Consider the following 26,017-nt stretch of genomic DNA (forward strand, 5'->3'; position numbering starts at 1 on the left):
TGTCCGACCGGGTCAGGATCGGACAGGGGAAATACAACTTTCTTCAAACGGTGTCAGTTGGCCAGCTGGCAGGTGGCCGGCTTGGCCGAGGTGAACAGGCCCGGGGTGGCCCACTCGGGGTGGTCGATGAACGGGTTGCGGTTGCCCTGGAAGCTGTAGATCACGTCATTGCGGGCACGTTCTGCAGCGCTCGGCGGATCAGCAAGGTGCCAGTCGATCAGGGTCGACAGCAGGCCCATGTAGGCCGGCGAACTGCTGGTCTTGACGATCTTGCTGCGGTCGTCGGTCAGTTCCAGGTCCGGTTCGGACTGGCCGGTGGCCGCATCCTTGCCCCCTTCATAGCGGATGGCCATGTACATCACCGCGCGTGCCATGTCGCCCTTGCGTGCACCCCACACTTCGAAGGTGCCGGCGTTGCCATCCGGCGTGCGCACCCAGTTCGAATTGCCCGGATAGCCACCGCTGCCACCGCCCTGGCCGTTGTTGGCCTCGGTGGCACGCTCGCCGCAGTTGGCGTCGCATTTGCCGAACGGCTTGTTGCCGCGGTCGGCATTCCACTGTGCGTCGGTCAGGTACAGCATGTGGGTATCGGTGTAGGGCGCATACGGCAGGCCCTTGTCGCCGGTGGTGCTGGCAAAGCCCAGCGAATTGGGCCAGGTGTGCTCGCGGTTGTACTTCAGGCCGCTGCCACTGCCGGCACGGTCGGTCACCTTGGTGTAGCTGCGGTTGCGATAGGCATCGAGGATCTTGCCGGCGTTGTTCGGGTCTTCGTCGGCGATCTCCAGGATGGTCCAGGTGCTGGTGCCCGAACCGCTGTACGGGTACGCGGTGTGGCCCTTGATGGTGGCGTGCAACGAGCAGCGCAGCTGGCTGGGGCTGCTGGTGTTGACCTTCGAGTAATAGCCTGCGGGGCCGCCGGGATTGCCCGGGTCCGGATTGCCGGTGGTGGTGGCCACGGTGAAGGCGATGCGGCTGTCGGTCGCCGGGCGGGCACCCTGCGCATCGGTGATGCGTGCGGCACGGATGTCGAAGCGGCAGGCCTCACCGGCGACCAGTGCGGTGTTGGTCGACAGCTTCACGCTCTTGCCGCTGGCCGGCCAGGTCAGGGGAACGCTGCCGGAGGTGCCGCAGGTCAGTGCGAAGGCGCCGCTGGCGAGGTTGACCGTCTCGCTGAACACCACTTCCAGATCGGCTGCGGCCGGGAAGGTGCTGCTGCCCTGTGCCGGCGTGGTGGTGGACACCGACGGTGGCGTGTTCGGGCCCGGGGTGCCGCCGCCGCTGAAGGTCTGGTTGTTGTTGCAGCTGCCGAACGTCTGCTTGGCCGATTCGGCCCAGGTGAAGTGCGCGTACTGGCTGCCGCTGCCGGTCAGCTGCAGCGAAGTGCCTGCGGCAGTGCTGTTGGTTTCGGCAACTGGAATGTTCTGGCTGGTCATGCCGGCGGCGGGGCCACCGGAGGCGGTGATCGCGCCCTCGTAGCTGAGGAACTGCACCACCTTGCCGCTGGCGTCGACCAGGGCGATGCCGTCGTTGGGGCCGTTCTGCAGGCCGTTGGTGGGGTAGGTGACCACGGCCAGGGTGGCGCTGCCGCAGCTGGCCGCGGTTCCAGCCGGTACCGCGTTGTTGGCGTAGACCGTGGCGGCCGACGGATTGCTGCCGTTGTAGAGGTACAGGCGGTAGCCGGACAGATCCTCGCCGGCAGTGGCGACCACTTCGATGGCTTCGCCGACGTCACCGGCAGCGGTGCTGTCGTCGTAGTGCAGTTCGTTGATGAAGACTTCGGCTTGGGCCGGCGCGGCAGCCAGTGCCAGCAGGCAGGCGGCGGCGAGCGGGGACAGCAATCGCATCGACTACTCCTTGTGATTGGGAATGCCGGGCCACCCTAAAGCCGATCTGGTGACACTTTGTCGTAAATGAACGCCAGATATCTGACAGTGAGACGCCCATCACCAAAATACCGGATCCACGGACATGGAGCTGTCGCGGCGCGTCGATAAAAATTTGCTGGCCGGGCCTTGAAAGGTCTCCGGAGGTCTCCATCTCTGTCGTGCTCCCGACCTGTCGGGCTTTTTCACGCGCGTTGCTGGCAGTCACCTGGTGTGAGTGCTAACATCGCCGGACTTTTTCAGACCAATCAATAACTTAAGAGGTCCCACATGAGCATCAAGCCGCTGCACGACCGCGTTGTGGTCAAGCCGATCGAAGCCGACGAAGTTTCCGCCGGTGGCATCCTGATCCCGGACTCCGCCAAGGAAAAGTCCACCAAGGGTGAAGTCGTGGCCGTGGGCCCGGGCAAGCCGCTGGACAACGGCAGCGTGCGCGCGCCGTCGCTGAAGGTCGGTGACAAGGTCATCTACGGCCAGTACGCCGGCAGCTCGTACAAGAGCGAAGGCGTCGAATACAAGGTCCTGCGCGAAGACGACGTGCTCGCCGTCATCGGCTGAGCGTCGGCGCGACCTGCTTCATCCCCTGATTCCAAACACCCAGCTGCCGGGCATGGCCCGGCGCTATCAATGAGGTAACTGCAATGGCTGCCAAGGATATTCGTTTCGGTGAAGACGCCCGTTCGCGCATGGTGCGCGGCGTCAACGTTCTCGCCAATGCCGTCAAGGCCACCCTGGGCCCGAAGGGCCGCAACGTCGTGCTCGAGAAGAGCTTCGGCGCCCCGACCATCACCAAGGACGGCGTGTCCGTCGCCAAGGAAATCGAACTGGCTGACAAGTTCGAGAACATGGGCGCACAGATGGTGAAGGAAGTCGCGTCGCGTACCAACGACGACGCTGGCGACGGCACCACCACCGCCACCGTGCTGGCCCAGGCCCTGATCCGCGAAGGCGCCAAGGCTGTTGCCGCCGGCATGAACCCGATGGACCTCAAGCGCGGTATCGACAAGGCCGTCGTGGCCGCCGTCGCCGAGCTGAAGAACATCTCCAAGCCGACCGCTGACGACAAGGCCATTGCCCAGGTCGGCACGATCTCGGCCAACTCGGACGAGTCGATCGGCCAGATCATTGCCAACGCGATGAAGGAAGTCGGCAAGGAAGGCGTGATCACCGTTGAAGAAGGCTCGGGCCTGGACAACGAGCTGGACGTGGTCAAGGGCATGCAGTTCGACCGCGGCTACCTGTCCCCGTACTTCATCAACAACCAGCAGTCGCAGACCGCTGACCTGGATGACCCGTACATCCTGCTGCACGACAAGAAGATCTCCAACGTGCGTGACCTGCTGCCGGTGCTGGAAGGCGTCGCCAAGGCCGGCAAGCCGCTGCTGATCGTGGCCGAGGAAGTCGAAGGCGAAGCGCTGGCGACCCTGGTGGTCAACACCATCCGCGGCATCGTCAAGGTCGTGGCCGTCAAGGCCCCGGGCTTCGGCGACCGTCGCAAGGCGATGCTGGAAGACATGGCCGTGCTGACCGGCGGCACCGTGATCTCCGAGGAAGTCGGCCTGTCGCTGGAAAAGGCCACCATCAAGGACCTGGGCCGCGCCAAGAAGGTGCAGGTTTCCAAGGAAAACACCACCATCATCGATGGCGTGGGTGACAAGGCTGCGGTCGATTCGCGCGTTGCACAGATCAAGACCCAGATCGAAGACACCTCCTCGGATTACGATCGCGAGAAGCTGCAGGAGCGCGTGGCCAAGCTGGCCGGTGGCGTTGCAGTGATCAAGGTCGGTGCTTCGACCGAAATCGAAATGAAGGAAAAGAAGGATCGCGTCGACGACGCCCTGCACGCGACCCGTGCGGCCGTTGAAGAAGGCGTGGTTCCGGGCGGCGGCGTTGCCCTGGTCCGTGCGGTCTCCGCGCTGGCTGGCCTGAAGGGTGCCAACGAAGACCAGAACCACGGCATCCAGATCGCCCTGCGTGCGATGGAAGCTCCGCTGCGCGAAATCGTCGCCAACGCCGGCGAAGAGCCGTCGGTCATCGTCAACAAGGTCAAGGAAGGCACCGGCAGCTTCGGCTACAACGCCGCCACCGGCGAGTTCGGCGACATGCTGCAGTTCGGCATCCTGGACCCGACCAAGGTGACCCGTTCGGCGCTGCAGAACGCAGCCTCGATCGCTGGCCTGATGATCACCACCGAAGCCATGGTTGCCGAAGCTCCGAAGAAGGACGAGCCGGCCATGGGCGGCGCCGGTGGCATGGGCGGCATGGGTGGCATGGGCGGCATGGACTTCTAAGGTCCGCTGCACCGGTAGCGGCCGACCCTGGTCGGCACGCTTCCCTGCTGCAATGAAAAACCCCGCCGGAAGGCGGGGTTTTTTTGTGGGCTGCATCCACGTATGGCGTGGATCCATGCGGGCAACGCGGGATTGCCCGCCGCTACGCTGCCCGTGCTGTCGGCAGGGCGTCCTGCAGCCACGCCAGGAACGCCGCCACCACCGGTCTGTCGCGGCCCTCGCTGCCTGACCGGGTCACCGCGTAGTAGGCGAAGGACTGCGGCCATGGCTGCTGCAGGACCACCTGCAGGCGACCGCTGGCCACTTCTTCGGCCACGTGGATGTCACGCACCAGCGCGATGCCCTGGCCGGCTGCCGCTGCACGTATCAACAACAGATCGTCATCGAAGGCGGGGCCGCGCTGCAGGCGCGCATCCTGCTGCAGTCCCAAGGCCTGGAACCACAACCGCCAGTCACTGCGTTCGCTGTCCTGCAACAGCGGCAACTGCAGGCAGTGCTCCACGCGTGTGATCGGTGGCACGGTTGCCAGCAGCGCCGGGCTTGCGACCGGCAGCAACGCCGGCGCCAACAGGTGCTCCGCATGCAGCCCCGGATACTGGCCCAGGCCGTGCCGGATCGCGATGTCCACACCATCACGGCGCAGGTCCACCAGCGTAGGGCTGGCGTCCAACTGCACGTCGATTCCTGGATGCCGCGCGCTGAAATCGGCCAGTCGCGGCGCCAGCCAGTGGACGGCGAAACTGGGCGCGGCGCTGATCCGCAACGATGATCTGCCTTGCCAGGCTTCCAGTGCATGCAGGCTGCTGGCGATCTGATCGAAGGCTTCGCGCAGTTGCGGATAGACGCGGTTTCCGGCCGCGCTGAGCACCACGCCATGGCGGGTTCGATCGAACAGGCTGACGCCGAGGCGTTCCTGCAACTGCTTCAGTTGCTGGCTCACGGCACCGGGTGTCACGCCCATCACCTCGGCGGCCGCTGTCAGGCTGCCGTGGCGGCTGGTTTCAACGAAGGCCCGCAGGGCCAGCAAGGGCAGTACCGCACCCATTTCCATTCTCCCGTGACGATGCTGGCGAGCCGTCGGCATGCCCATCGGCCAGCGCAGGGCACAGCATATCGGCCGGGTCGATGGCTGTCGCGCCGGCACGCGCAATGTTGAGCTGCGCTCAACTGCAACCGCAGCAGACATCGTTTCCCACCGGCGTGCCCGGTTCCTAGACTGGCTGCACGGTCGCTGCAGCGCCTTTCCCCACATTGCTCCGCCCTGCCCATGCTGTGGGCGGGCAGCGCGTGTGCATCTGATTTCTGCTTCCAGGATGCCTTCGTGACCGAACCTTCGCTGCACCTGCATACCGACAGCTCACCCAACGGCTACAAGGCCACCATTGCGTTGGAAGAGCTGGGACTGCCGTACCGCCTGCACCACGTGCGCATCGAGCAGGGTGAACATCGCCATCCTGATTTCCTGCGGCTCAATCCACACGGTCGCATTCCGGTCCTCGAAGACCGCGCCAAAGGCATCGTGCTGTTCGAATCGGCGGCGATCCTGCTGTACCTGGCCGAGCAGGGCAACGCATTGCTGCCACAGGCACCCGCCGCGCGCTGGGACGCCGTCACCTGGCTGATGTTCCATGCGTCCAGCGTCGGTCCCATCTTCGGCCAGCGTGTGCATTTCGAACACTTCGCGCAGGAGCGTTACCTGCCGGCGATTGAGCGCTACCGGCATCTCTCCGAAGACATCTTCGCGATCCTCGATGCACGTTTGGCCGCGCGTCCCTGGCTGGCCGGCGATGACTACTCGATCGCCGACATCGCCCACTTCGGTTGGCTGCATGTGCTCCGCGTGATCGACATCGACTTTTCGCGCCATCGCTATCTTTCCGCATGGTACGAGCGCGTGGCCGGAAGGCCCGCTGTCCAGCGCGGTGTGCTGCTGCCTGAGCCGGCGACCGGACCCTGAGGAGATCGATGCAATGACAGCTTCCGTTCCGATCCACGGCGCTTCTGCAGCAGCGTTCGCCGGCCATGCCGGTTATCAGCGCATGTTCCGCGCCGATGCACTGACCCTGGGCATCTTCCTGCCGCTGCGTTTCTACCAGGGCGACATGGCGGTTCTGCAGGGGCAGACCGCACTGGTGCAAGCTATCGATCGCCATGACTTTGCTGCGGTCTGGGTGCGTGATGTTCCGCTGTTCGATCCCCAGTTCGGTGATGCCGGACAGGTGTTCGATCCGTTCACGTATCTCGCATGGCTGGCCGCGCGCACCCATCGCGTCGCGCTGGCGACAGGCAGCGTGGTGATGCCTCTGCGGCATCCCATCGACCTGGCCAAGGCTGCCGCGTCGATCGATCAGTTGTCCGCAGGGCGGCTGGTGATGGGCATTGCCTCGGGCGACCGTCCGCTTGAGTTTCCCGCCTATGGCCTCGACCACGCCCAACGCGGTGAGCGGTTCGCAGATGCCGTGGTGGCCTTCCGGCAATGGTTGCAGCCGGCCGACGGAACGCTGGCCAGCCATCCCTGGGCCGCACAGGGCGTGCAGTTGTTGCCGCCGCCGGTCAGCGGTCGTGTTCCGCTGATCGTCACGGGTAGCGCCCGCCAGCCGCTGGAATGGATTGGCCAGTACGCTGACGGCTGGTTGACTTATCCCGATTCGACCCATGACTCGCCGGGGCCACAGCGGCTGGCGGCGAAGATCCGCGCATGGCGCGCGCAGATTCCCGACGGCGGTTTCCGTCCGCACATGACCAATGAATGGCTGGATCTGGTGGATGATCCGGACCATCCACGCGTGCCGCTGCAGGGAGGCTATGCGCTGCGAACCGGGCGCAAGGGGCTGATCGCGCTGCTGGAAGCCTGGCAGCGCGCCGGGGTCAACCACGCTGCGCTCGGCATCCAGTTCTCGCAGCGCCCAACTGCAGATGTACTTCAGGAACTGGCCGAAGAGGTACTGCCGTTGTTTCCGTCGCATCCTGGCCCGCCTTCGCGGGTGATGGAATGGTAGCGATGAAGATCCGCAGCCACTGAGCCGCGGGCTCTGGGAGTGGTCGCGACAGGCTTGCAGTCTTTGCCTCATCCAGCCATGATTAGGTGCCTAATCATGGCTGGATGAGTGATGCTTGAGTTGAAACACCAAGCCCTCGTAGAGGAGGCGCAGCGCCGTGGCCACGCCGATGTCGCGCCGCTGCGCCTGTGCTTCCAGTTGCTCGCCTTGTCCAGCGCGATCGACCGTGACTGTGCTGCACGGTTGGCGCCGCATGGCCTCAGCGAAGGCCGCTTCGTCGTGCTGTTCCTGCTGCACGGTGCCGGCGGCGTGTTGCCGCCACACGAGCTGGCCGAGCGCGCTGGCGTCACCCGCGCCACCATCAGCGGGTTGCTTGATGGCCTGCAGCGCGACGGCCTGTTGCAGCGACGCAGCGATGCCGAGGATGGCCGCCGTCTGCAGATCGTGCTGACGGCGCGCGGCAAGCGCCTGGCCGGTGACCTGTTCGACCAGCACACACAATGGATCGGCGGACTGTTCAATGGCCTTGATTCCAGCGAACAGGCGCAGCTGTCGCTGCTGCTCGAGAAAGTCTGGCGATACACCGACGCAGGCGAGGAAACAGGCGCGTGAGCACTACCATCGCCACGGCACGTATGCAGGCACTCAATGCTGGCGACGTAGCCAGCACGCATCTGGCCGAGTGCCTTGCGGTGGACTTCGCTACGTTGCTGCGGGCGGTGGCACCTGCATTGCCAGCGGCTTCGATACAGCGCATGCACGAAGCCGCAGGCAAGGGCATCACCCAACGCATGGCCTTGACCGCAGCGCTGCTGCGCAAGGCAGGGCAGGGCGACGTGCAGCACTGGCGGGCGTATCCCTCCGACACCGTGCGGGGATGGGCGTGCTATCTGATCGGCAGTGACACGCACGCGACATTGGCTGACAAGCTGCAGGCGATGCGTCCACTGGCCGATGATCCGCACTTCGGTGTGCGCGAATGGGCGTGGTTGGCGCTGCGCAGTGATATCGTCGCCGCGCCGCTGGAAGCGCTCGCGCTGCTGCATCCCTGGACGCAGCAGCGTTCGCCGTATCTGCGCCGCTTCGCCTGTGAGGCGCTGCGTCCCCGCGGTGTCTGGGCCACGCACATCGCGCTGTTCAAACAGCACCCCGAACACGTGCTGCCCTTGCTGGAAGTGCTCGCCGATGATCCCGAGCGCTACGTGCAGGACTCGCTGGGCAATTGGCTGAACGACGCTGGCAAGAGCCAGCCCGATTGGGTGCGAGCCGTATGCACACGCTGGCGGTCAACCCATGACAGCGTCGCCAACACGTACATCCGCAAGCGTGCGCTGCGCTCGCTGTAATGCCGCACCGTTCACCCGTTCCCCGCCGATGCCGGCCGATCGCCGGCAACTCCATCACCCTCAAGGAAGACCCCATGTCCCACCTCCTCATCGAGCTGTACACAGCGACGCCGGCCTGGAAAGCACTCTCTGCCGAACAGCGGAATGCCTTCTTCATCCGCATCGGCGCCGGCATGCAGCAACTCGACCCTGCATGCGTCGCACCGTTGGCGATGGGCCGCGTGGCCAGCGAGGTGCCACATGCCAGCGCCGAGCAGTACTACGCGGTCTGGCAGTGCGCCAGCGGTGCAGATGCCGATGCTTTGGTGGCGGCTATCAGTGCCACCGGCTGGCATGACTACTTCGCCACCACCAATGCGGTGGGCGCCGTGGATGCGATGGCCCAGCACCTGGCGGACCTCGCAGCGCTGTAATGCGGCCAGCGGTGGCACATGCGCGTGTCATCCATTCCGGGTAAAGATGGCGCTCGGCCGAATCCATCCGCAGGGAAGTCGAGCATGCAGAGCAAGATCCAGGTGACGCTGTACGGAGCGCTGGGCAGCAGTCCTGCGCTGCAGGTACCCGGTCTGGAAGGGCCCGTGGTCGCCATCCAGGAAGCCACTCTGCGGCAGCTGGTGTCCGATCTGTATACGGCCCGGTCCATGCTCAACCCCGAACAGCTGGTTGAGGCCAGGCAGGAACTGGACCGGGTCGTGGAGCGCTGGGTCGACATCCACGAGACGTTGCTGCTGGACGTGGAAGTGCATGGCGGCCGATAGTCCGCTGAACCGCGCCCGCAGTTGCGGATGAAACAGTTGGCACCTGCCAAAACCCTGTGTTATCAATACATCCCATGAACGCAGCCCACGCCAGCTTTTATTGGTATTACTTTCCGAAGCCCCCGGCGGAGGAAGGATTGCGCTCACCCTGAAGAAAGCTTCAGACGCATTCCCGAAAGCCGCCAGCGAACCTGGCGGCTTTTTTCATGTCGCCACGCTGCGGACCCCCAACGTTCCGTAGAGACCCCCCACCATGCCCCCGCACACCGACGACCTGCGTATCCGCACCATCGAACCGCTGACACCGCCTGCCCAGCTGCTGGCGATGCTGCCCTGCGATGACGAAGCCTCCGACACCGTCAGCGCCTCGCGCGCGGCCCTGCACCAGATCCTGCACGGCCGCGACGACCGTCTGGCGGTGGTGGTTGGCCCGTGCTCGATCCACGACCCGAAAGCCGCCATCGAGTACGCGCAGCGCCTGAAGCCGTTGCGCGATGCGCTGGCCGGCGAGCTGGAAATCGTCATGCGCGTGTACTTCGAGAAGCCGCGCACCACGGTGGGCTGGAAGGGCCTGATCAACGATCCGGACCTGGATGGCAGCTTCAGGATCGACAAGGGCCTGCGCATCGCCCGTGGCCTGCTGCGCGACATCAACAAGCTGGGCCTGCCGGCCGGTGTCGAGTTCCTCGATGTGATCTCGCCGCAGTACATCGCTGATCTGGTCGCCTGGGGCGCGATCGGCGCACGTACCACCGAAAGCCAGGTGCATCGCGAGCTGGCCTCGGGGCTGTCGTGCCCCGTCGGCTTCAAGAACGGCACCGACGGCAACGTCAAGATCGCCGCCGATGCGGTGGGCGCAGCCTCGAACCCGCATCACTTCCTGTCGGTCACCAAGCAGGGCGGCACCGCCATTGTCTCCACTACCGGTAATCCGGACTGTCATGTGATCCTGCGTGGTGGCAAGCAGCCGAACTACGATGCGGCCAGCGTGGCCGAGGCCTGCCAGGCGCTGGCCAAGGCCAAGCTGCCGACGCGCCTGATGATCGATGCCAGCCACGCCAACAGCCTGAAGAACCACGAAAACCAGCCCAAGGTGATCGAAGACATCGCCACCCAGCTGGAAGACGGCGAGCAGCGCATCGTCGGTGTGATGGTCGAAAGCCATCTGGTCGGTGGCCGCCAGGAACTGGTGGAAGGCCAGCCGCTGGTCTACGGCCAGAGCATCACCGATGGCTGCATTGACTGGGACACCACCGTGACGGTGCTGGAGCGGCTGGCGGCTGCCGTGCGCGCCCGCCGCGAAGTGAAGGTGTCCGAGGCCGCCTGAGCGCGGCACGTGTGTGGATGGCGGCCAGCGCCTGCGGGGGTGCGGCCGCGATCAGGGCCGGTCGGAGTTGGAGACCGGCCCGTCTGCACCGGCGATGCGCCTGGCGCTGCGTATGTACGACAGCGCCAGGTACATCGCCGGGGTGGTGTGAACAGTAGATCCACGCCACGCGTGGATGATCTGCCCGACTCCGTTCACTGCTTCGCCCGCAGCCTCGCCAACGCCAGATACATCGCGGGTGTCGTGTACAACGTCAACCACTGGCTGACCAGCAACCCGCCGACAATCGCGATACCCAACGGCTGCCGCATTTCCCAACCTTCGCCGTTGGCCAGCATCAGCGGCAACGTGCCCAGCAGTGCCGCCAGCGAGGTCATCAGGATCGGGCGCAGGCGCAGTCGTGCCGCTTCCATCACCGCATCCTGCGCACTCAGCCCGCGGCGTTCACCGGCGAGAGCGAAGTCGACCAGCAGGATGGTGTTCTTCATCACCACGCCCACCAGCAGGAACAGGCCCAACAACGCGATCAGGTTCAGTTCGTTGCCGAACAGCCACAGCGCCAGCAGCGCGCCGATACCGGCCGACGGCAGCGTGGACAGGATCACCAGCGGCTGCAGGAAGCTCTCGTAGAGGATGCCCAGCACCAAGTACACCGCCAGCGTCGCACCCAGCACCAGCCACAACTGGCGCGACCGCAGCTGCTCCAGGCCGCCGGCCTCGCCGGACAGCTTGGCCTGCACCGAACGCGGCAGCATCAGCTTGGCCATCGCCGCATCAATGGCCTGCGTGGCCTGCTCCAGCCCCACACCCGGTGCCAGCGCGAACTCGATCCAGATCGAGGCGAACTGCTCGCTGTGGTACACGCGGTCCGGCGCCATGCCGTAGCGCCAGCTGGCGATGCTCGACAGTGGAATGCGCTGGCCGCTGCCGTCGATCACCTGCAGCCGTGCCAAGGTGCCTGGGTCCTGGGTGTGCTTCGGGTCCAGCTCCATCACCACCCGGTACTGGTTGAGGCTGTCGTACAGGGTGGCGACCTGGCGCTGGCTGAAAGAGTTGTTGAGCATATTGGCCACGGTGCGCAGGTCCACACCGTGGCGCGCAGCGGCCTCGCGGTCGATGTCCAGCATCACCTGGCGCATGCCGGCTTCACCCTGCGCTTCCACGTCCACCAGTTCCGGCAGGCCGCGCAGTGCAGCAGCGACCTTCGGTGCCCATTGGCGCAATGGGGCGCTGTCGCCCGACAGCAACTGGAACTCGTACTTGCCGCTGCTGCCGGCGCCTTCCAGGCGGATATCCTGGTCCACCCACAGATAGAGGTTGCCACCAGGCAACTTGGGCAGTCGTGCGCGCAGGCGGTCGATCACCTGCTGGCTGGAGACGCCACGCTCGGCCAGCGGCTTCATCTTGATCATGATGAAGGCGTTGTTGACCCCGTTGCTGCCTCCGATATACCCGATGATGTCCTCGATGGCCGGGTCGGACAGCAGCAGTCTGCGGTAGGCATCGATCTTCGGCTGCATCGCCTGGAAAGACAGGCCGTCATCGCCACGCGCGAAGCCGCGCAGCTGTGCGGTGTCCTGCTGCGGCACGATGCCCTTGGGCACCTGCTGGAACAGCCAGGCATTGAGTGCGATCACTGCCACGAAGGCCAGCAAGGGCCAGCGCAGGTGCCGCAGGCTGGCCTGCAGGGTGCGCAGATAGGCGCCACGCACGCGCTCGAACAGCGCGTTGCTGCCACGCTGCCAGCGCGACGGTTGTTGCGCGTCATCGACGAACAGGCGCGCACACAGCATCGGCACCAGGCTGAGTGCCACCAGCACCGACACCGTCATCGCCGCCACCAGAGTCAGCGAGAATTCGCGGAACAGGCGCTCGACGAAATCGTCGAGGAACAGGATCGAGATGAACACCACCGCCAGCGCCAGGTTCATCGACAGCAGGGTGGCACCCACTTCCGAGGCGCCGCGTACTGCCGCTTGCCAACGGTCTGCACCCAGCTCGCGATGGCGCGCGATGTTTTCCAGCACCACGATGGCGTCGTCCACCACCAGCACCGCCGCCACGATCAGGGCCATCAGAGAGAGTGTATTGAGCGAAAAGTCCATCAGTGCGATCAGCGCCAGCGTGCCGAACAGCACCACCGGAATCGCCACGCTGGGTACCAGTGCGGCACGCCAGTGCCCGAGGAAACCGAGCACCACCAGCACTACCAGCGCGATCGCCAGCAGCAGGGTCACTTCTGCTTCGTGCAGGGTGGCGCGGATCACCGGCGAGCGGTCCATCACCAGCTGCATGTCCACCGTGCTCGGCAGCAGGGCGTGCAGTTGCGGCAGCTGCGCCTGGATCGCATCGACGGTGGCGATGATGTTGGCACCGGGCTGGCGGCTGACGATCAGCAGCACGGCCGGGCGTTCGTTGTGGAAGCCACTGGCATAGCGGTCTTCCACGCCATCGGCGACGGCGGCGACATCGCCCAGCCGCAGCAGGCGGCCATCACTGGCCTTCAGCGCCAGCTGGCGATACTGCGCGGCCTGGCGCAGCTGCAGTGGCGCTTCCAGTTGCCAGTGCTGCTGCGCGCCGGCAACGGCACCCAGCGGTCGCACCGCGTTGGCGCGACTGATCGCTTGCGCCACGTCTTCCAGTGCCAGGCCCGCATGATTGAGGGCATTGGGGTCCAGCGACACGCGGACTGCCGGCAGCGCGCTGCCGCCTACCTGCACTTCGCCCACGCCCGGCACCTGCGACAGCTTCTGCGCCAGCACGGTCGAACCGAGGTCGTACAGCTGGCCTGGCGAGAGCGTATCGGAGGTCAATGCCAGTGCCAGGATCGGCGCCTGCGACGGGTTGACCTTGCGGTACTGCGGCATGCCGGGCATGCCGCTGGGCAGCTGGCCACGGGCGAGGTTGATCGCCGCCTGCACTTCTCGCGCGGCCTCGTCGATATCGCGGCCGAGCACGAACTTCAGTTCGATCTGGGTTTGCCCCTGGGTGCTGGCCGAATCAATGCGCGAGATGCCGGGCAGGCTGCCCAGTGCACGCTCCAGCGGCGTGGCGACGGTGGCCGCCATCGATTCGGGCGAGGCGCCGGGCAGGCTGGCACTGACTTCAATGGCGGGGTAATCGACCTGCGGCAACGGCGCCACCGGCAACAATCGCAATGCCAGCAGGCCAGCCAACACCAGTGCCACGGCCAGCAGGATCGTGGCCACCGGGCGCTGCACGCAGGCCTGTGCCAGGCGCGCGACAGGGGTCATGCGCTGGCCTCGTCAGCCGTTGCAGGTGCCGCCGCGCGGCCACGCTGCAGACGGTCGAAGGCCAGGTAGATCACCGGCGTGGTGAACAGGGTCAATACCTGGCTGACCAGCAGGCCACCCACCATCACCCAGCCCAGCGGCTGCCGCAGTTCGGCGCCCGAGCCACTGGCCAGCATCAGCGGTACCGCGCCGAACAACGCAGCCAGGGTGGTCATCAGGATCGGCCGGAAGCGCAGCAGCGCCGCCTGGTGGATCGCCTCACGCGGGCGCATGCCGCGCGTGCGCTGCGCGTCCAGCGCGAAGTCGATCATCATGATTGCGTTCTTCTTCACCAGGCCGATGAGCAGCACGATGCCGATCACCGCGATCAGGTCCAGGCTGCGTCCGCTCACCCACAGCGCGGCCAAGGCACCTACGGTCGCCGAGGGCAGGGTGGACAGGATGGTGATGGGATGGATGAAGCTCTCGTAGAGCACGCCCAGCACGATGTACATCACCACCACCGCGGCCAGGATCAGCCACAGCGTGCTCGACAGCGAGCTGCTGAAGGCCGCCGCCGCACCCTGCAGGCGCAATTCGATGCTCTGCGGCAATGCCACCTGTACCTGTGCGGCATGCACCGCATCCACCGCTTCGCCCAGCGACGCGCCGGGCGCAAGGTTGAACGACAGCGTGGCCGCCGGGAACTGGCCGACATGGTTGCGCAACAGCGCCGTCGGTCCCTGCTCGACGCGCGCCACCGCGCCCAGCGGCACGGTCTGGCCGTTGCTGCTGCGCACGCGCAGGCCGGTGATCGCCTCCGGCCCCGGTTGCCGCGCCGGATCGGCCTCCAGCACCACCCGGTACTGGCTGGCCTGGGTGAAGATGGTGGAGATCTGCCGTTGCCCGTAGGCGTCGTACAGTGCGTCGGCCACCGCTTCCACACTCACTCCCAGGCGTGCGGCCGCATCGCGGTCGATGCTCACCTTGGCCTGTCGGCCCTGCATCTGCAGGTCGCTGGCCACATCGCGCAGCGCTGGCGACTGGCGAAGCACGTGCAGCAGCTTCGGTGTCCAGGTCTCCAGCGTCTGCAGGTCGGGCGTGGTCAGGGTGAACTGGTACTGGTTGCGGCTGATGCGGTCTTCGATGCCCAGCTCCTGCACGGGTTGCAGGTACAGGGTGATGCCGGGAATCCTGGCCACGCGCTGCTGCAGCCGCGCCATCACTACATCGGCGCTCTCCCGCTCGCCGTGGGGCTTCAGTTCGATCAGCAGGCGGCCTGTGTTGAGGGCGGCATTGTTGCCGTCCACACCGATGTAGGAGGACAGGCTGGCCACGGCCGGGTCCTGTTCGATGGCTGTGGCCAGGGCAAGCTGGCGCTCGCGCATGGCCTGGAACGAAATCGCCTGCGGGGCTTCGCTGATGCCCTGCACCAGGCCGGCATCCTGCACCGGGAAGAAGCCCTTGGGCACGGCGAAATACAGCGCTACGGTCAGTGCGAGGGTGGCGACCGTCGCCAGCAGCATCAGCGGCTGGCGCTGCAGCACCCAGCGCAGCTGGCGGTCGTAGACGGCAATGATGCGGTCGAAGACGTCCGGTGAAGCGGCCTGCTTCGCATGCGGCTTCAGGAAGCGCGCGCACAACATCGGCGTCAAGGTCAGCGACACCAGCAGCGAAATGCCGATGGCCACCGCCAGCGTCACCGCGAACTCATGGAACAGCGCACCCACCAGGTCGGCCATGAACAGCAACGGGATCAGCACCGCGATCAACGAGACCGTCAGCGAGACCAGGGTGAAGCCAATCTCGCTGGCACCCTTCAGCGCCGCCTCGCGCGGGCTTTCACCGTCTTCCAGGTGGCGGGCGATGTTTTCCAGCATCACGATCGCATCGTCCACCACGAAGCCGGTGGCAATGGTCAGCGCCATCAGCGTGAGGTTGTTGAGCGAATAGCCGGCCAGCAGCATCACCGCGAAGGTGCCGACCAGCGACAGCGGCACCGCGATGCTGGGAATCAACGTGGCCGGCAGGTTGCGCAGGAACACCCAGGTCACCAGCACCACCAGCGCGATGGCCAGCACCAGCTCCTTCTGTACGCCGCGCACGGACGCACGGATCGATTCGGTGCGGTCGCTGAGCACGCTCATCTGCACGCCGGCCGGCAGCGTGGCCTGCAGCTGCGGCAGCAACGCACGCACCTGTTCGACCACGGCGATGACGTTCGCACCGGGTTGGCGCTGGATGTTCACCAGCACTGCCGGGGTGGTGCCGCTCCATGCGGCCAACTGGCGGTTCTCGGCACCATCGGTGATGGTGGCCACATCGCCCAGCCGCAGCGGTGCACCGTCGCGCCAGGCCAGCACCAGTGCGCGGTACTCGGCCACGCTGCGCATCTGGTCGTTGGCATCGAGCATCACCGCGCGGATCGGGCCATCGAAGCTGCCCTTGGGCAGGTTGACGTTGGCCGCAGCGATCGCGGTGCGGATATGGTCCATGCCCAGGTTGTTGGCGGCCAGTGCGCCCGGATTGACCTGGATGCGCACGGCAGGGCGCTGGCCACCGGCCAGGCTGACCAGACCGACACCCGGAAGCTGTGCCAGCCGCTGGGCGATGCGGGTGTCGACCAGATCATGCACCTGTGGCAGCGACAGACCCTGCGAGGTCACCGCCAGGGTCAGGATCGGCGTGTCGGCCGGATTGACCTTGCGGTACACCGGCGGCACCGGCAGGTCGCCGGGCAGGAAGCTGCCGGCTGCGTTGATCGCCGCCTGCACGTCCTGTTCGGCAACGCCCAGCGACACCTCCAGGCCGAACTGCAGGGTGATCACCGAGGCGCCACCGGAACTGGTGGACGACAGCTGTTTCAGGCCGGGAATCTGCCCGAGCTGGCGTTCCAGCGGCGCAGTGATGGTGCGCGTAGTCAGCTCCGGGCTGGCGCCGGGGTACAGCGTGGTGATCTGGATGATCGGGTAGTCGACCTGCGGCAGCGCCGCCACCGGCAGCAGGCGATAGGCCAGTATCCCGGACAGCAGCAGCGCCACCATCAGCAGCGTGGTGGCGACCGGGCGCAGGATGAAGGCACGCGAGAGGTTCATGCGCCGGCCTTGGTCGATGCCTCCTCGGTGATGATCTCCACCGCGGTGCCGTCTTCCAGCCCGTCGATGCCTTCGATCACCACCTTGTCACCGGCCACCAGGCCGGAGCGCACCGCAACGCGACCGTCATCCGCCGGGCCGAGCACCACCGTGCGCCGTTGTGCCTTGTTGTCCTTGTCGATGATGTGCACGTAGTTGCCCTGGCTGCCGAACTGCACGGCGGCATCGGGAACCAGCAGTGCGGGATGCTCACCCAGCTGCAGGCGCACATTGACGAACTGGTTGGGGAACAGCGCCTGATCGGCGTTGTCGAACTGCGCGCGCAGCTTCAGCGTGCCGGTGGCGGTATCGATGCGGTTGTCGACGCTGGACAGGATGCCGCTGGCAAGCTGCCGGCGTTCTTCGCGGTCCCAGCTTTCCACCGCCAGCGCCGGCTGCGCCTGCACCGCGTCGAGCAGGGCGGGAAGCTCCGGTTCGGGGACGGTGAACAGCACGCTGATCGGCGCCGTCTGCGCCAGCGTGACCAGGCCCTCGGTATCGCTAGCGTGCACCAGGTTGCCGACGTCCAGCCGACGCAGGCCGACACGGCCGCTGACCGGGGCGACGATGCGCGTGTACTGCAGCTGCAGCCGCGCTTCGTCCACCGACGCCTGGTCGCTGAGGCGACGTCCCTGCAGCTGGCGCACCTTGCTCTGCTGGTCGCTCAGTTCCTGGGCCGACACGAAGTGCTGGCGCTGCAGTTCACCGAAGCGCTGCAACTGGCGCTCGGCATTCTCCAGCTCGGCCAGGTTCTGCTGTTGCGTACCCAGTGTCTGCGCAAGCTTCACCTGGTAGGGGCGGGGATCGATCTGTGCCAGCAGGTCACCTGCCTTGACCTGCTGGCCCTCCTGGAAATGCAGGCGCATCAGTTCGCCGTCCACGCGGCTGCGCACCACCACGCTGTGCAGCGGGGTGACCGTGCCGACCGCCTTGATCCGCAGCACCAGCGGTTCTGCGCTGGCGCGGGCGATGCGTACCGGCACGGCCTTGCCGGCGCCGGCCTGTTCGCCATCGCCCGTTTCGGCATGCGGCCACAGCCACCACGCCAGGCCAGCGACAAGGGCAAGACCGGCCACGACCAGCAGCGGACGGGCACGGCGGAAGCGGGAGTTTTCGGCGACAGACATGGGGCATCCTGCGCCCTGCGTGCACGCAGGGTCATGCGGGCCCGTCGACACCACGAAGGGTCACGGGCAGCGGGGGAGGGGGTTGTCTGGCGGGGCCGCAGGCGCGGCGTGGCTGGATGCCGTCGCGCGTGCGACGGGGCGCCAATGGTAGCGGTTTACGCGGGCCGTCGCCGCGTGACCTTGGTCATGCAACGCAGCCGGAAATGCCGGCTGAAGGCCGGCATCACCGTCAAACGATCAATGCACTTCGTCGTGGTACACGAATTTCGGCATTTCCCAGCGGTAATGGATCGCCAGCAGGCGCACGGCGAACCCACCACCCAGGCAGCACAGGATCGCCGTGGCATCGGCTACGCCCCAGTGCAACAACAGCAGATACACCGCACCGGTCAGCAGCGAGATGATCGCGTACAGCTCCTTCTGGAAGATCAGTGGCACCTCGTTGCAGAGGATATCGCGCAGCACGCCGCCGAAGGCGCCGGTGAGCATGCCGGCGATCAGCACGATCGGCAGTGCATGGCCGGCTTCGCGCGCGATCGAGCAGCCGATCAGGGTGAAGGCAATCAGGCCCAGCCCGTCCAGCACCAGGAAGGTGCGGCGGAAATGGTGCATCCAACGCGCCACCCAGGTGGCAATCAGTGCCGCGCACACGGTGAAGCCCAGGTATTCGGGATGCTTCACCCAGCCCAGCGGGTAGTGGCCGAGCAGGATGTCGCGCAGCGAGCCGCCACCGAGGGCGGTGACGCAGGCGATCATGACCACGCCGAACAGGTCCATGCGGCGGCGGCCTGCAGACAGGGCGCCGGTCATGGCTTCGGCGGAAATGGCGATCAGGTAGATGATGGACAGCAGCATGGGCAGGCTCCGGGCGCGGTGGGGCCGGCCATGCGCGACCACCGCCACTGCCTGCGCAATGACGGGATGACGATGACCGGTGCCGCTCCCGCTGTCCTTTTGCCTGAGAGTTCAGCGGCGTGAGCCGCGTGCCCCTTCGGCGGATCGTCCCGGGCATGCCCGGTGACCTCTCTCCAGCTCGGCGAGTCGAATGCATGGTTGGTGGGATTCCAGCCCACCGGCCTGAGCGATCATGGGAGCCTGCGCCTTCGGCGGGCGCCAGCGTGGCGCCTCTCTCCTGCATTCGGCCGCCAGTATATCCGCTGCAGTGCAGCACGGCATAATCCGACCATGGTTTCGCCTTCCCGCCCCTGGTTCCTGTACCTGCTCGAATGCCGCGACGGCAGCTATTACGCCGGCATCAGCACCGACGTGCAGGCCCGTTTTGCCGCCCACCAGGCCGGCAAAGGCGCGCGCTACACCCGATCGCGGCCGCCCCTGCGGGTCCTGGCGGTACGCGAGTACCCGGACAGGGCAGCGGCCTCACGCGCCGAATGGGAGCTCAAGCAGCAGCCGCGCGAACGCAAGCTGGACTGGCTGCAGGCGCCGGATTCCGGCCTTCTGTAGAGCCGAGCCCACGCTCGGCTGCTGTTCCTGCTGCCCGATGGTGAAACCGAGCATGGGCTCGGCGCCACAGTAGATCCACGCCATGCGTGGATGGGGTGCACCCGGCCATGCCATGATCGCCCAGCCCTCAGCGCTGGAGACCCGGATGTCCACCGTTGCCCTGTTGTTCGCGCTTTCTGCAGCAGCCAGCCCCACTGCCGACGCCACCACGATCGCAGCCATCGAAGCCACCTGCCACGACTACGTCGACGGACAGCTGGAGGCCGACCCGCAGCGCGTCGCCCGTTCCCTGCACCCGGACCTGGCCAAGCGCGCGGTACTCGGCGATACACCCGACGAACGACTGGGATTGCGCCGCATGTCGAAGGAGGAGCTGGTCTCGCTGACAAAGCAGGGCGCACTGAAGACCCCAAAGGATCAATGGGACCGTCGCTGCACGGTGCTGGACGTGACCGGCAACGCCGCCTCGGTGCGGTTGGAAACGCCGTGGTTCGTGGACTATTTCCACATGGGGCGCTTCGAGCAGCGCTGGGTCATCGTCAACGCGCTGTGGTATCCGAAGCCGAAGGCGAAATGAGCAATGCGCGCCGCCGGTAAAGCGTGGCTTTCGGTCGTCGTGCTGGTAGCCGGTATCGCGCTGCTGCCTGGCCTTCTGTACCTGCTCGGACTGGCGCTGGTGGAAGGCTGGCCGAAGCCGGCTGATCGCGCGCCCAGTGGTGTGGCTGCGTGCAGCAGTGAACCGCGAACAGGATTTCAGCCGATGAATCCCTGGAGTTTCGCCGCGCAGTTCTTCGATCCTGGAGCGCTGAAGAAGGCGACTGATATCGAGCGCGAAGCGTTCTGGGTTGCACGCCGCCACCTGATGCGGCAGCCACGGCACGACATGCTGCGCTGGCACCTGAGCAGCACCTCGTTGACGATCTGGATCACCCGGCACTGGAGTGCGGCGCAGATTGGCGATACCGCAAGGAAGGAAGATTTCTGCCGCGCATGGTCGAAACGGCGTGTGCCCGGCGGCCCGATGAACCGGTAGATCCACGCCATGCGTGGATGATGTTGACGGAGTCAGAGCCCTTTCCTGCGGAAAGGGATCCGACCCCGTTGCATGCAGCCCTAGCGCTTCGGCCGCCGGTCTTCGCGGTCATCGCCAAAAATGATCCGCGCGCTGCGCTGGTAGCTCCAGTACGCCACCGCCCAGTTCAACAGCACCACGAGGCGGTTGCGGAAACCGATCAGGAAGAACACGTGCGCGGCCAGCCAGAACCACCAGGCCAGCACACCGGACAGCTGCAGCTTGCCCAGGTGCACGATCGCGGCCATGCGGCCGATGGTGGCCAGGTTGCCGAAGTCGGCGTACTTGAAAGGCCCCGGCGCGGGCTTGTCGTGCAGGCGTGCGCGGAGGGTTTCGGCCACATACTTGCCCATCTGCTTGGCGGCCGGTGCCACGCCCGGAACCGGCTTGCCGTTGGCCTGGCTCAGTGCGGCCAGGTCGCCTGCCACGAACAGTTCGGGATGGCCGGGCAGGGTAAGGTCGGGCTGCACCTGCACGCGTCCTGCGCGGTCCAGTGTCACGTGCAATGTGCGCGCCAGCGGTGAAGCGGCCACGCCGGCGGCCCAGACCACGGTGCGCGCGGGCACGAACTGGTCGCCCAGTTTGAAGCCCTGTCCATCGATGTGGCTGACCGGTGTGCCGGTCATCACTTCCACGCCCAGCTTCTCCAGCTGCCGGCGTGCTTTCAGCGAAAGCACTTCGGGGAAGGTCGACAACACGCGCGGACCGGCCTCGACCAACCGTACCTTGGCGCTGGCCGGATCGATGTGGCGGAATTCATTGCGCAGCGTATGCCGCGCGATTTCGGCCAGGGTGCCAGCCAGCTCGACGCCGGTCGGGCCACCACCCACCACGGCGAAGCTCAGCCATGCCGCCTTTTTTGCCGGGTCCGGCTCGGCCTCGGCGCGTTCGAACGCCAGCAGCAGCTTCCGGCGCAGGGCGATGGCATCGTCCAGGGTCTTCAGGCCAGGCGCATCGTCGGCCCATTCGTCGTGGCCGAAGTAGGCGTGGGTGGCGCCTGTGGCCAGCAGCAGGCTGTCGTAGTCCAGCGTGCTGCCATCGGCCATGCGCACCTGCCGGGCTTCCTTGTCGATGGCCACCACTTCGCCCAAGCGCACCTCTACATTGCGCTGGTGGCCGAGAATGTGGCGCAGCGGTGCGGCGATATCCGGCGCGGACAGGCCCGCAGTGGCCACCTGGTACAGCAGCGGCTGGAACAGGTGGTGGTTGCGGCGGTCGACCAGGGTGATGCGTATGCGTTCGCGGGCCAGCGCACGGGTGGCCCAAAGACCGGCAAAACCGCCGCCGACAACGACCAGGTGGGGGACGCGATCACGACTCATCGACTCACTCCAGGAGGGGCATGGGGGAAGTGCCTGGCATCTTCGCATGGCCGGTCCTTGTCACGTCAGCGTGCATCGGGATCGGCGATACTCGGGTTCAGGCAACTGCCCGTGAGGAGTCCATGAGCGAACCGGAAAAGCGCATCGCCCTGTTGATCGACGCCGACAACGCGCCGGCCTCGAAGATCGACGAGGTCCTGGCCGAAGTCGCCCGTTATGGTGTGGCCAACGTGCGCCGTGCCTACGGCAACTGGAAGAGCCCACGGCTGAAAGGCTGGGAGGCGGTGTTGCACGAATACGCGATCCGGCCGATCCAGCAGTTCGCCTACAGCAAGGGCAAGAACGCGTCGGACATGGCGATGGTGATCGACGCAATGGATCTGCTGTACGCGCGCAACCTCGATGGTTTTGCGATCGTGTCCAGCGATGCCGATTTCACCCCGATGGTGATGCGCCTGCTGACCGATGGCGTGAAGGTCTATGGCTTCGGCGAAAAGAAAACGCCGGAACCCTTCGTCAACGCGTGCTCGAAGTTCACCTATCTCGAAGCGTTGGGGCAGACCCACGCCAGCGTGCAGGATGTCGAGCAGGCATCGAGCGAACCCTCATCGAACGAACAGACGCCCAGCGAACAGGCGAGCAGCGACGATGCGCGCCCGCGCAAGAGCGGCGCGGAGATGCGCAGCGACACGCGCCTGGTGAAGATGCTGCGCCGTGCGGTGTCTTCGGCTGAAGGCGAGGATGGCTGGTCGCACCTGGGCCCGGTCGGCAGCCAGATCGGCAACCAGGCCTCGTTCGATCCGCGCAACTATGGTTACGGAAAACTCAGCGATCTGCTGGCCGCGATCGGTCTGTTCGAGCTGAAAAAGGATGGAAAGTCGTCCTACGTGCGCGCGCTGCCGAAGAAGAACCGGTGATGCGCGGCCATGCCCGGCCGATGCCCAATGCGGTCACTTCGCACGCACACACCCGCACCAATCAGGCGTATCGTTGCCGCTCGCATTGCCAGCAAGGAAAACACGCATGTTGAAGATCTGGGGCCGCCGTAATTCCAGCAACGTCCGCAAGGTGCTGTGGTGTGCCGAGGAAATCGGCCTGCCATACGAGTCAATCGAAGTGGGTGGCAGCCACGGCGGCACGCAGTCGCCGGAGTACGTGGCGATGAACCCGAACGGGCTGGTGCCGGTGATCGAGGACCACGGCCTGCCGCTGTGGGAGTCGAACACCATCGTGCGCTACCTCAGTGCGCGCTATTCGCTGGGCACGCTGTACGCGGAAGACGCGATGGAGCGTGCGCAGGCCGAGAAGTGGATGGACTGGAGCACCTCGCGGATGGCGCCGCTGTACTCCGAACTGATCTGGGGCATCATGCGCACCGCGCCGGCCGACCGCGATGAGGCACGCATCAATGCGGCGATCGTGCGTGCCGGTGATTTCCTGGCGCTGCCCAACGCGACCCTGGCCACGCAACCGTGGTTGTCAGGCGAGAAATTCGCCATGGGTGACATCGCACTGGGCTCATTGATCTACGCGTGGTTCGAGCTGCCGATCCAGCGCCCGGACCTGCCGCACCTGGCCGAGTGGTATGCACGACTGCGCGAACGCCCGGCGTACCAGCGCGGCGTGATGTCCCCGATGACGTAACGGTGGATCGAATGTTGAACCTGTAGTGCCGAGCCATGCTCGGCAGCGTTCTGCCAGATCAATACAGGTCGGTCGGATCCACATCCAGCGACCAGCGCACCTTGCGTGCTTCCGGCAGCGCGTACAACTGCGGTACCAGCTGTGCCAGCACCCCGTGCAGCGGTGGCCGCTGCGCCGCCGACAACAGCAGCTGCGTGCGCTGGTAGCCGGCACGCCTCGGCATCGGTGCCGGCATCGGCCCATAGGCCTCCACCATGTTCTGTTCGCCCAGCAGTTTCCGCGCTGCCAGCAGGAATGCATTGGCATGCTCGACCTGCTGCGCTTCGGCGCGCATCAGCGCCAGGTGCGCGAACGGTGGAAAGCCCGCCGCCTCGCGCTGGTTCAATTCGGCCTGCGCGAACGGGTGGTAACCACCGTTCACCAACGTCTCCAGCAGCGGATGACCCGGATGATGGGTCTGCAACCACACCTCGCCCGGATCGCGCGCGCGACCGGCGCGCCCTGCTACCTGGATCAACTGCTGCGCCAGTTTTTCGCTGGCGCGGAAATCGGCCGAAAACAGGCCTTCGTCGATGCCCACCACCACTACCAGGGTCAGCTTGGGCAGGTCGTGGCCCTTGGCCAGGATCTGCGTGCCGACCAGGATGCCGGGCTCGTTGCCCAGCTTGGCCAGCTGCTGCTCCAGCGCATCGCGGCGAGCGGTGGTACCGCGGTCGATGCGCACCACCGGGAAATCGGCAAAGGCACTGACCAGGTGTTCTTCCAGGCGCTCGGTGCCAATGCCCTGTGGCTGCAGCGCCAGGCTGCCGCAGGCGGGGCAGGCCAGCGGTGCCGGCTGCCGTGCACCACAGTGATGGCATTGCAGGCGACGGCCACCGCCATGCACGGTCATCGGTGCATCGCAGCGGTTGCAGGGCGCGGTCCAGCCGCAGTCGTGGCACAGCAGCACCGGCGCATAGCCGCGCCGGTTCTTGAACACCAGCACCTGCTGGCCACGCTGCAGGTGTTCGCCGATGCCGGCCAGCACGTCGGCGGAAAGGCCATCGCGCAGCGGACGCTTGCGAACGTCGAGGATGCGCACGCGCGGCGGCCGGGCATCACCGGCGCGCTGCTTCAGGCGCAGGTGCACATAGCGGCCGCCATAGGCGTTGTGCAGGGTTTCCAATGAGGGCGTGGCGCTGCCCAGCAGCACCGGAATGCCCTGCGCCTTGGCCCGCACCAAGGCGAAATCGCGCGCGTGGTAGCGGATGCCATCCTGCTGCTTGTAGCTGCCGTCATGCTCTTCGTCGACGATCAGCAGGCCGGGCTGCGGCAGCGGGATGAACACCGCCGAACGCGTACCGACGATCACCCGTGCTTCGCCGCGCGAGGCCGCAGCCCAGACCCGCGCGCGTTCGTTGTCGGTCAGCCCTGAGTGCAACGCGTATACGGCAATGCCGAGCCGGCCGCGGAAGCGCGCCAGCGTCTGCGGGGTCAGGCCGATCTCGGGCACCAGCACCAGCGCCTGCTTGCCCTGTGCCAGGCAATGGATGATCGCCTGCAGGTAGACCTCGGTTTTGCCGCTGCCGGTCACCCCGTCCAGCAGGAATGCCTGGAAGCTTTTGGCAGCGGTGATCGCGGCCACGGCATCGGCCTGCTCCGCATTGAGCGTGGGACCGGGCAGGGGCTGAGCGTGCTGCGGCGCCACGCTCAAGGCGATGCGCTCGGCCAGGTCGCGCTTGCCCAGGCTGCGTGCGGCCACCCGCCAGTCCTGCATGCGCGCGGACAGGACATCTTCGTCCACCACTGCGTCGGCCAGCAGCTCGGCCAGCTGCCGTGGACGGCTGCCGGCGCGCAGCGTATCGCGCTGGGCATGGCCCTCGGGTGTCAGCTGCCAGCCCCAGTGATGGGTGTCGGGCAGCGGTTCGCCATGCCGCAGCGGGCCCGGCAGGGCGGTGCTCAGTACCTCGCCCAGGGGCGCATGGGTATAGCGCGACAGCCATTGCAGGCTCTGCCACAGCTCGCCCTGCAGCAGGGGGGCCGTATCACACCAGGCCAGCGCCTGGCGCAGGCCCTGGCTGTCCTCGGCCTGCCCGTGGCCGGCCACCACGCCGATCAGTTCGCGGTTGCCGAACGGCACCTTCAGCCGGCAGCCGACGGCTACCGTCGGGCTCGTGCCCTGCGGTGGCAGGTAATCGAACAGGCGCGGCAGGGGGACGGGCAGGGCGACCTGCAGGGTCGGGACAGGGCCGGAATCGGGGGCGAGCATCGGGTCAGTGTAACGGCCCCTGCGAGGGCGTATGGCAGAGGCAGATGCGACTGGCATGCCCTTCGGCGAATCATAAATGTCACCTAAATATCGGTGTCTATTGGAGATTCAGTCTTATCCACATCTTCTGTGGATAAGTCTGTGCGTTAGCGGCTCGTGGCGCCGCATGAGG

General features: G+C 66.2%; 22 protein-coding genes and 2 riboswitches. Of the genes, 14 read left to right on the forward strand and 8 right to left on the reverse strand.

The window, feature by feature from the left end; genetic code table 11:
* Positions 1–53: 53 nt before the first annotated feature.
* Positions 54–1,844 carry an endonuclease gene (locus tag HUT07_RS01545; RefSeq protein WP_176019428.1) on the reverse strand — a complete coding sequence of 597 codons (1,791 nt, stop codon included), beginning with the start codon at positions 1,842–1,844 and terminating at the stop codon, positions 54–56.
* A 309-nt stretch (positions 1,845–2,153) separates the two neighbouring features.
* Between HUT07_RS01545 and HUT07_RS01550 the strand changes: the two genes are divergently transcribed.
* Positions 2,154–2,441 (forward strand): co-chaperone GroES, encoded by a 288-nt coding sequence (locus HUT07_RS01550; RefSeq protein WP_176019429.1) that lies wholly within the window; start codon positions 2,154–2,156, stop codon positions 2,439–2,441.
* A gap of 83 nt (positions 2,442–2,524) precedes the next feature.
* Positions 2,525–4,174 carry a chaperonin GroEL gene (gene groL, locus HUT07_RS01555; RefSeq protein WP_154354847.1) on the forward strand — a complete coding sequence of 550 codons (1,650 nt, stop codon included), beginning with the start codon at positions 2,525–2,527 and terminating at the stop codon, positions 4,172–4,174.
* A gap of 142 nt (positions 4,175–4,316) precedes the next feature.
* Here the strand turns inward: groL and HUT07_RS01560 are convergent, their stop codons facing one another.
* Positions 4,317–5,219, reverse strand: a complete 903-nt coding sequence (locus HUT07_RS01560; RefSeq protein ID WP_176019430.1) for a LysR substrate-binding domain-containing protein — start codon at positions 5,217–5,219, stop codon at positions 4,317–4,319.
* 276 nt (positions 5,220–5,495) lie between these two features.
* Here HUT07_RS01560 and HUT07_RS01565 point away from each other — a divergent pair, with 276 nt between their 5' ends.
* The 7 genes from HUT07_RS01565 to HUT07_RS01595 all read left to right on the forward strand — a co-directional run bounded on the left by HUT07_RS01565 (position 5,496) and on the right by HUT07_RS01595 (position 10,604).
* The gene (locus HUT07_RS01565) at positions 5,496–6,131 is read left to right on the forward strand and encodes a glutathione S-transferase family protein (RefSeq protein ID WP_217706632.1); all 636 of its coding nucleotides are present in this window, start codon (positions 5,496–5,498) and stop codon (positions 6,129–6,131) included.
* Positions 6,132–6,144: 13 nt separating this feature from the next.
* Positions 6,145–7,173 carry an LLM class oxidoreductase gene (locus tag HUT07_RS01570; protein WP_176019432.1) on the forward strand — a complete coding sequence of 343 codons (1,029 nt, stop codon included), beginning with the start codon at positions 6,145–6,147 and terminating at the stop codon, positions 7,171–7,173.
* 111 nt (positions 7,174–7,284) lie between these two features.
* Positions 7,285–7,785 (forward strand): MarR family transcriptional regulator, encoded by a 501-nt coding sequence (locus HUT07_RS01575; protein ID WP_176019433.1) that lies wholly within the window; start codon positions 7,285–7,287, stop codon positions 7,783–7,785.
* The gene (locus HUT07_RS01580) at positions 7,782–8,519 is read left to right on the forward strand and encodes a DNA alkylation repair protein (RefSeq protein ID WP_176019434.1); all 738 of its coding nucleotides are present in this window, start codon (positions 7,782–7,784) and stop codon (positions 8,517–8,519) included. The genes HUT07_RS01575 and HUT07_RS01580 overlap by 4 nt, the downstream gene beginning before the upstream one ends.
* A 74-nt stretch (positions 8,520–8,593) precedes the next feature.
* The gene (locus tag HUT07_RS01585) at positions 8,594–8,932 is read left to right on the forward strand and encodes a DUF6616 family protein (RefSeq protein WP_176019435.1); all 339 of its coding nucleotides are present in this window, start codon (positions 8,594–8,596) and stop codon (positions 8,930–8,932) included.
* 84 nt (positions 8,933–9,016) lie between these two features.
* Positions 9,017–9,277, forward strand: a complete 261-nt coding sequence (locus HUT07_RS01590; RefSeq protein ID WP_176019436.1) for a hypothetical protein — start codon at positions 9,017–9,019, stop codon at positions 9,275–9,277.
* 253 nt (positions 9,278–9,530) lie between these two features.
* On the forward strand, positions 9,531–10,604 hold the full coding sequence (locus HUT07_RS01595) for a 3-deoxy-7-phosphoheptulonate synthase (protein ID WP_176019437.1): 1,074 nt from the start codon (positions 9,531–9,533) through the stop codon (positions 10,602–10,604).
* Between the two features lie 194 nt (positions 10,605–10,798).
* Here the strand turns inward: HUT07_RS01595 and HUT07_RS01600 are convergent, their stop codons facing one another.
* The 4 genes from HUT07_RS01600 to HUT07_RS01615 all read right to left on the reverse strand — a co-directional run bounded on the left by HUT07_RS01600 (position 10,799) and on the right by HUT07_RS01615 (position 18,953).
* Positions 10,799–13,858, reverse strand: coding sequence for an efflux RND transporter permease subunit (locus HUT07_RS01600; protein WP_176019438.1), 3,060 nt, complete (start codon positions 13,856–13,858; stop codon positions 10,799–10,801).
* Positions 13,855–16,932, reverse strand: a complete 3,078-nt coding sequence (locus tag HUT07_RS01605) for a multidrug efflux RND transporter permease subunit (RefSeq protein WP_176019439.1) — start codon at positions 16,930–16,932, stop codon at positions 13,855–13,857. Before HUT07_RS01605 ends, HUT07_RS01600 begins: the two co-directional genes overlap by 4 nt.
* Entirely contained in the window at positions 16,929–18,098 is a 1,170-nt protein-coding gene (locus HUT07_RS01610; protein WP_176019440.1) for an MdtA/MuxA family multidrug efflux RND transporter periplasmic adaptor subunit, read from the reverse strand. The genes HUT07_RS01605 and HUT07_RS01610 overlap by 4 nt, the downstream gene beginning before the upstream one ends.
* A gap of 237 nt (positions 18,099–18,335) precedes the next feature.
* Positions 18,336–18,953 (reverse strand): trimeric intracellular cation channel family protein, encoded by a 618-nt coding sequence (locus HUT07_RS01615; RefSeq protein ID WP_032952083.1) that lies wholly within the window; start codon positions 18,951–18,953, stop codon positions 18,336–18,338.
* A gap of 83 nt (positions 18,954–19,036) precedes the next feature.
* A riboswitch (glycine riboswitch) is annotated at positions 19,037–19,140 on the reverse strand.
* Positions 19,141–19,153: 13 nt separating this feature from the next.
* A riboswitch (glycine riboswitch) is annotated at positions 19,154–19,243 on the reverse strand.
* Between the two features lie 40 nt (positions 19,244–19,283).
* On the opposite strand from HUT07_RS01615, the gene HUT07_RS01620 reads away from it, so the two are divergent.
* The 3 genes from HUT07_RS01620 (at position 19,284) to HUT07_RS01630 (ending at position 20,592) form a co-directional block, all read left to right on the forward strand.
* Positions 19,284–19,559 carry a GIY-YIG nuclease family protein gene (locus tag HUT07_RS01620; protein WP_176019441.1) on the forward strand — a complete coding sequence of 92 codons (276 nt, stop codon included), beginning with the start codon at positions 19,284–19,286 and terminating at the stop codon, positions 19,557–19,559.
* 145 nt (positions 19,560–19,704) lie between these two features.
* Positions 19,705–20,136 carry a nuclear transport factor 2 family protein gene (locus tag HUT07_RS01625; protein WP_176019442.1) on the forward strand — a complete coding sequence of 144 codons (432 nt, stop codon included), beginning with the start codon at positions 19,705–19,707 and terminating at the stop codon, positions 20,134–20,136.
* A 3-nt stretch (positions 20,137–20,139) separates the two neighbouring features.
* Positions 20,140–20,592 (forward strand): hypothetical protein, encoded by a 453-nt coding sequence (locus tag HUT07_RS01630; protein ID WP_176019443.1) that lies wholly within the window; start codon positions 20,140–20,142, stop codon positions 20,590–20,592.
* Between the two features lie 80 nt (positions 20,593–20,672).
* Here the strand turns inward: HUT07_RS01630 and HUT07_RS01635 are convergent, their stop codons facing one another.
* Positions 20,673–21,953, reverse strand: a complete 1,281-nt coding sequence (locus HUT07_RS01635) for an NAD(P)/FAD-dependent oxidoreductase (RefSeq protein WP_176019444.1) — start codon at positions 21,951–21,953, stop codon at positions 20,673–20,675.
* Between the two features lie 122 nt (positions 21,954–22,075).
* Between HUT07_RS01635 and HUT07_RS01640 the strand changes: the two genes are divergently transcribed.
* Positions 22,076–22,870 carry an NYN domain-containing protein gene (locus HUT07_RS01640; protein ID WP_176019445.1) on the forward strand — a complete coding sequence of 265 codons (795 nt, stop codon included), beginning with the start codon at positions 22,076–22,078 and terminating at the stop codon, positions 22,868–22,870.
* A 106-nt stretch (positions 22,871–22,976) separates the two neighbouring features.
* Entirely contained in the window at positions 22,977–23,597 is a 621-nt protein-coding gene (locus HUT07_RS01645) for a glutathione S-transferase (RefSeq protein WP_100462250.1), read from the forward strand.
* Positions 23,598–23,655: 58 nt separating this feature from the next.
* Here HUT07_RS01645 and HUT07_RS01650 read toward each other — a convergent pair whose 3' ends face one another.
* Complete coding sequence (locus HUT07_RS01650) at positions 23,656–25,845, reverse strand: primosomal protein N' (RefSeq protein WP_176019446.1); 2,190 nt, start codon at positions 25,843–25,845, stop codon at positions 23,656–23,658.
* Positions 25,846–26,017: the final 172 nt, after the last annotated feature.

The organism is Stenotrophomonas sp. NA06056 (assembly GCF_013364355.1).
GTDB lineage: Bacteria > Pseudomonadota > Gammaproteobacteria > Xanthomonadales > Xanthomonadaceae > Stenotrophomonas.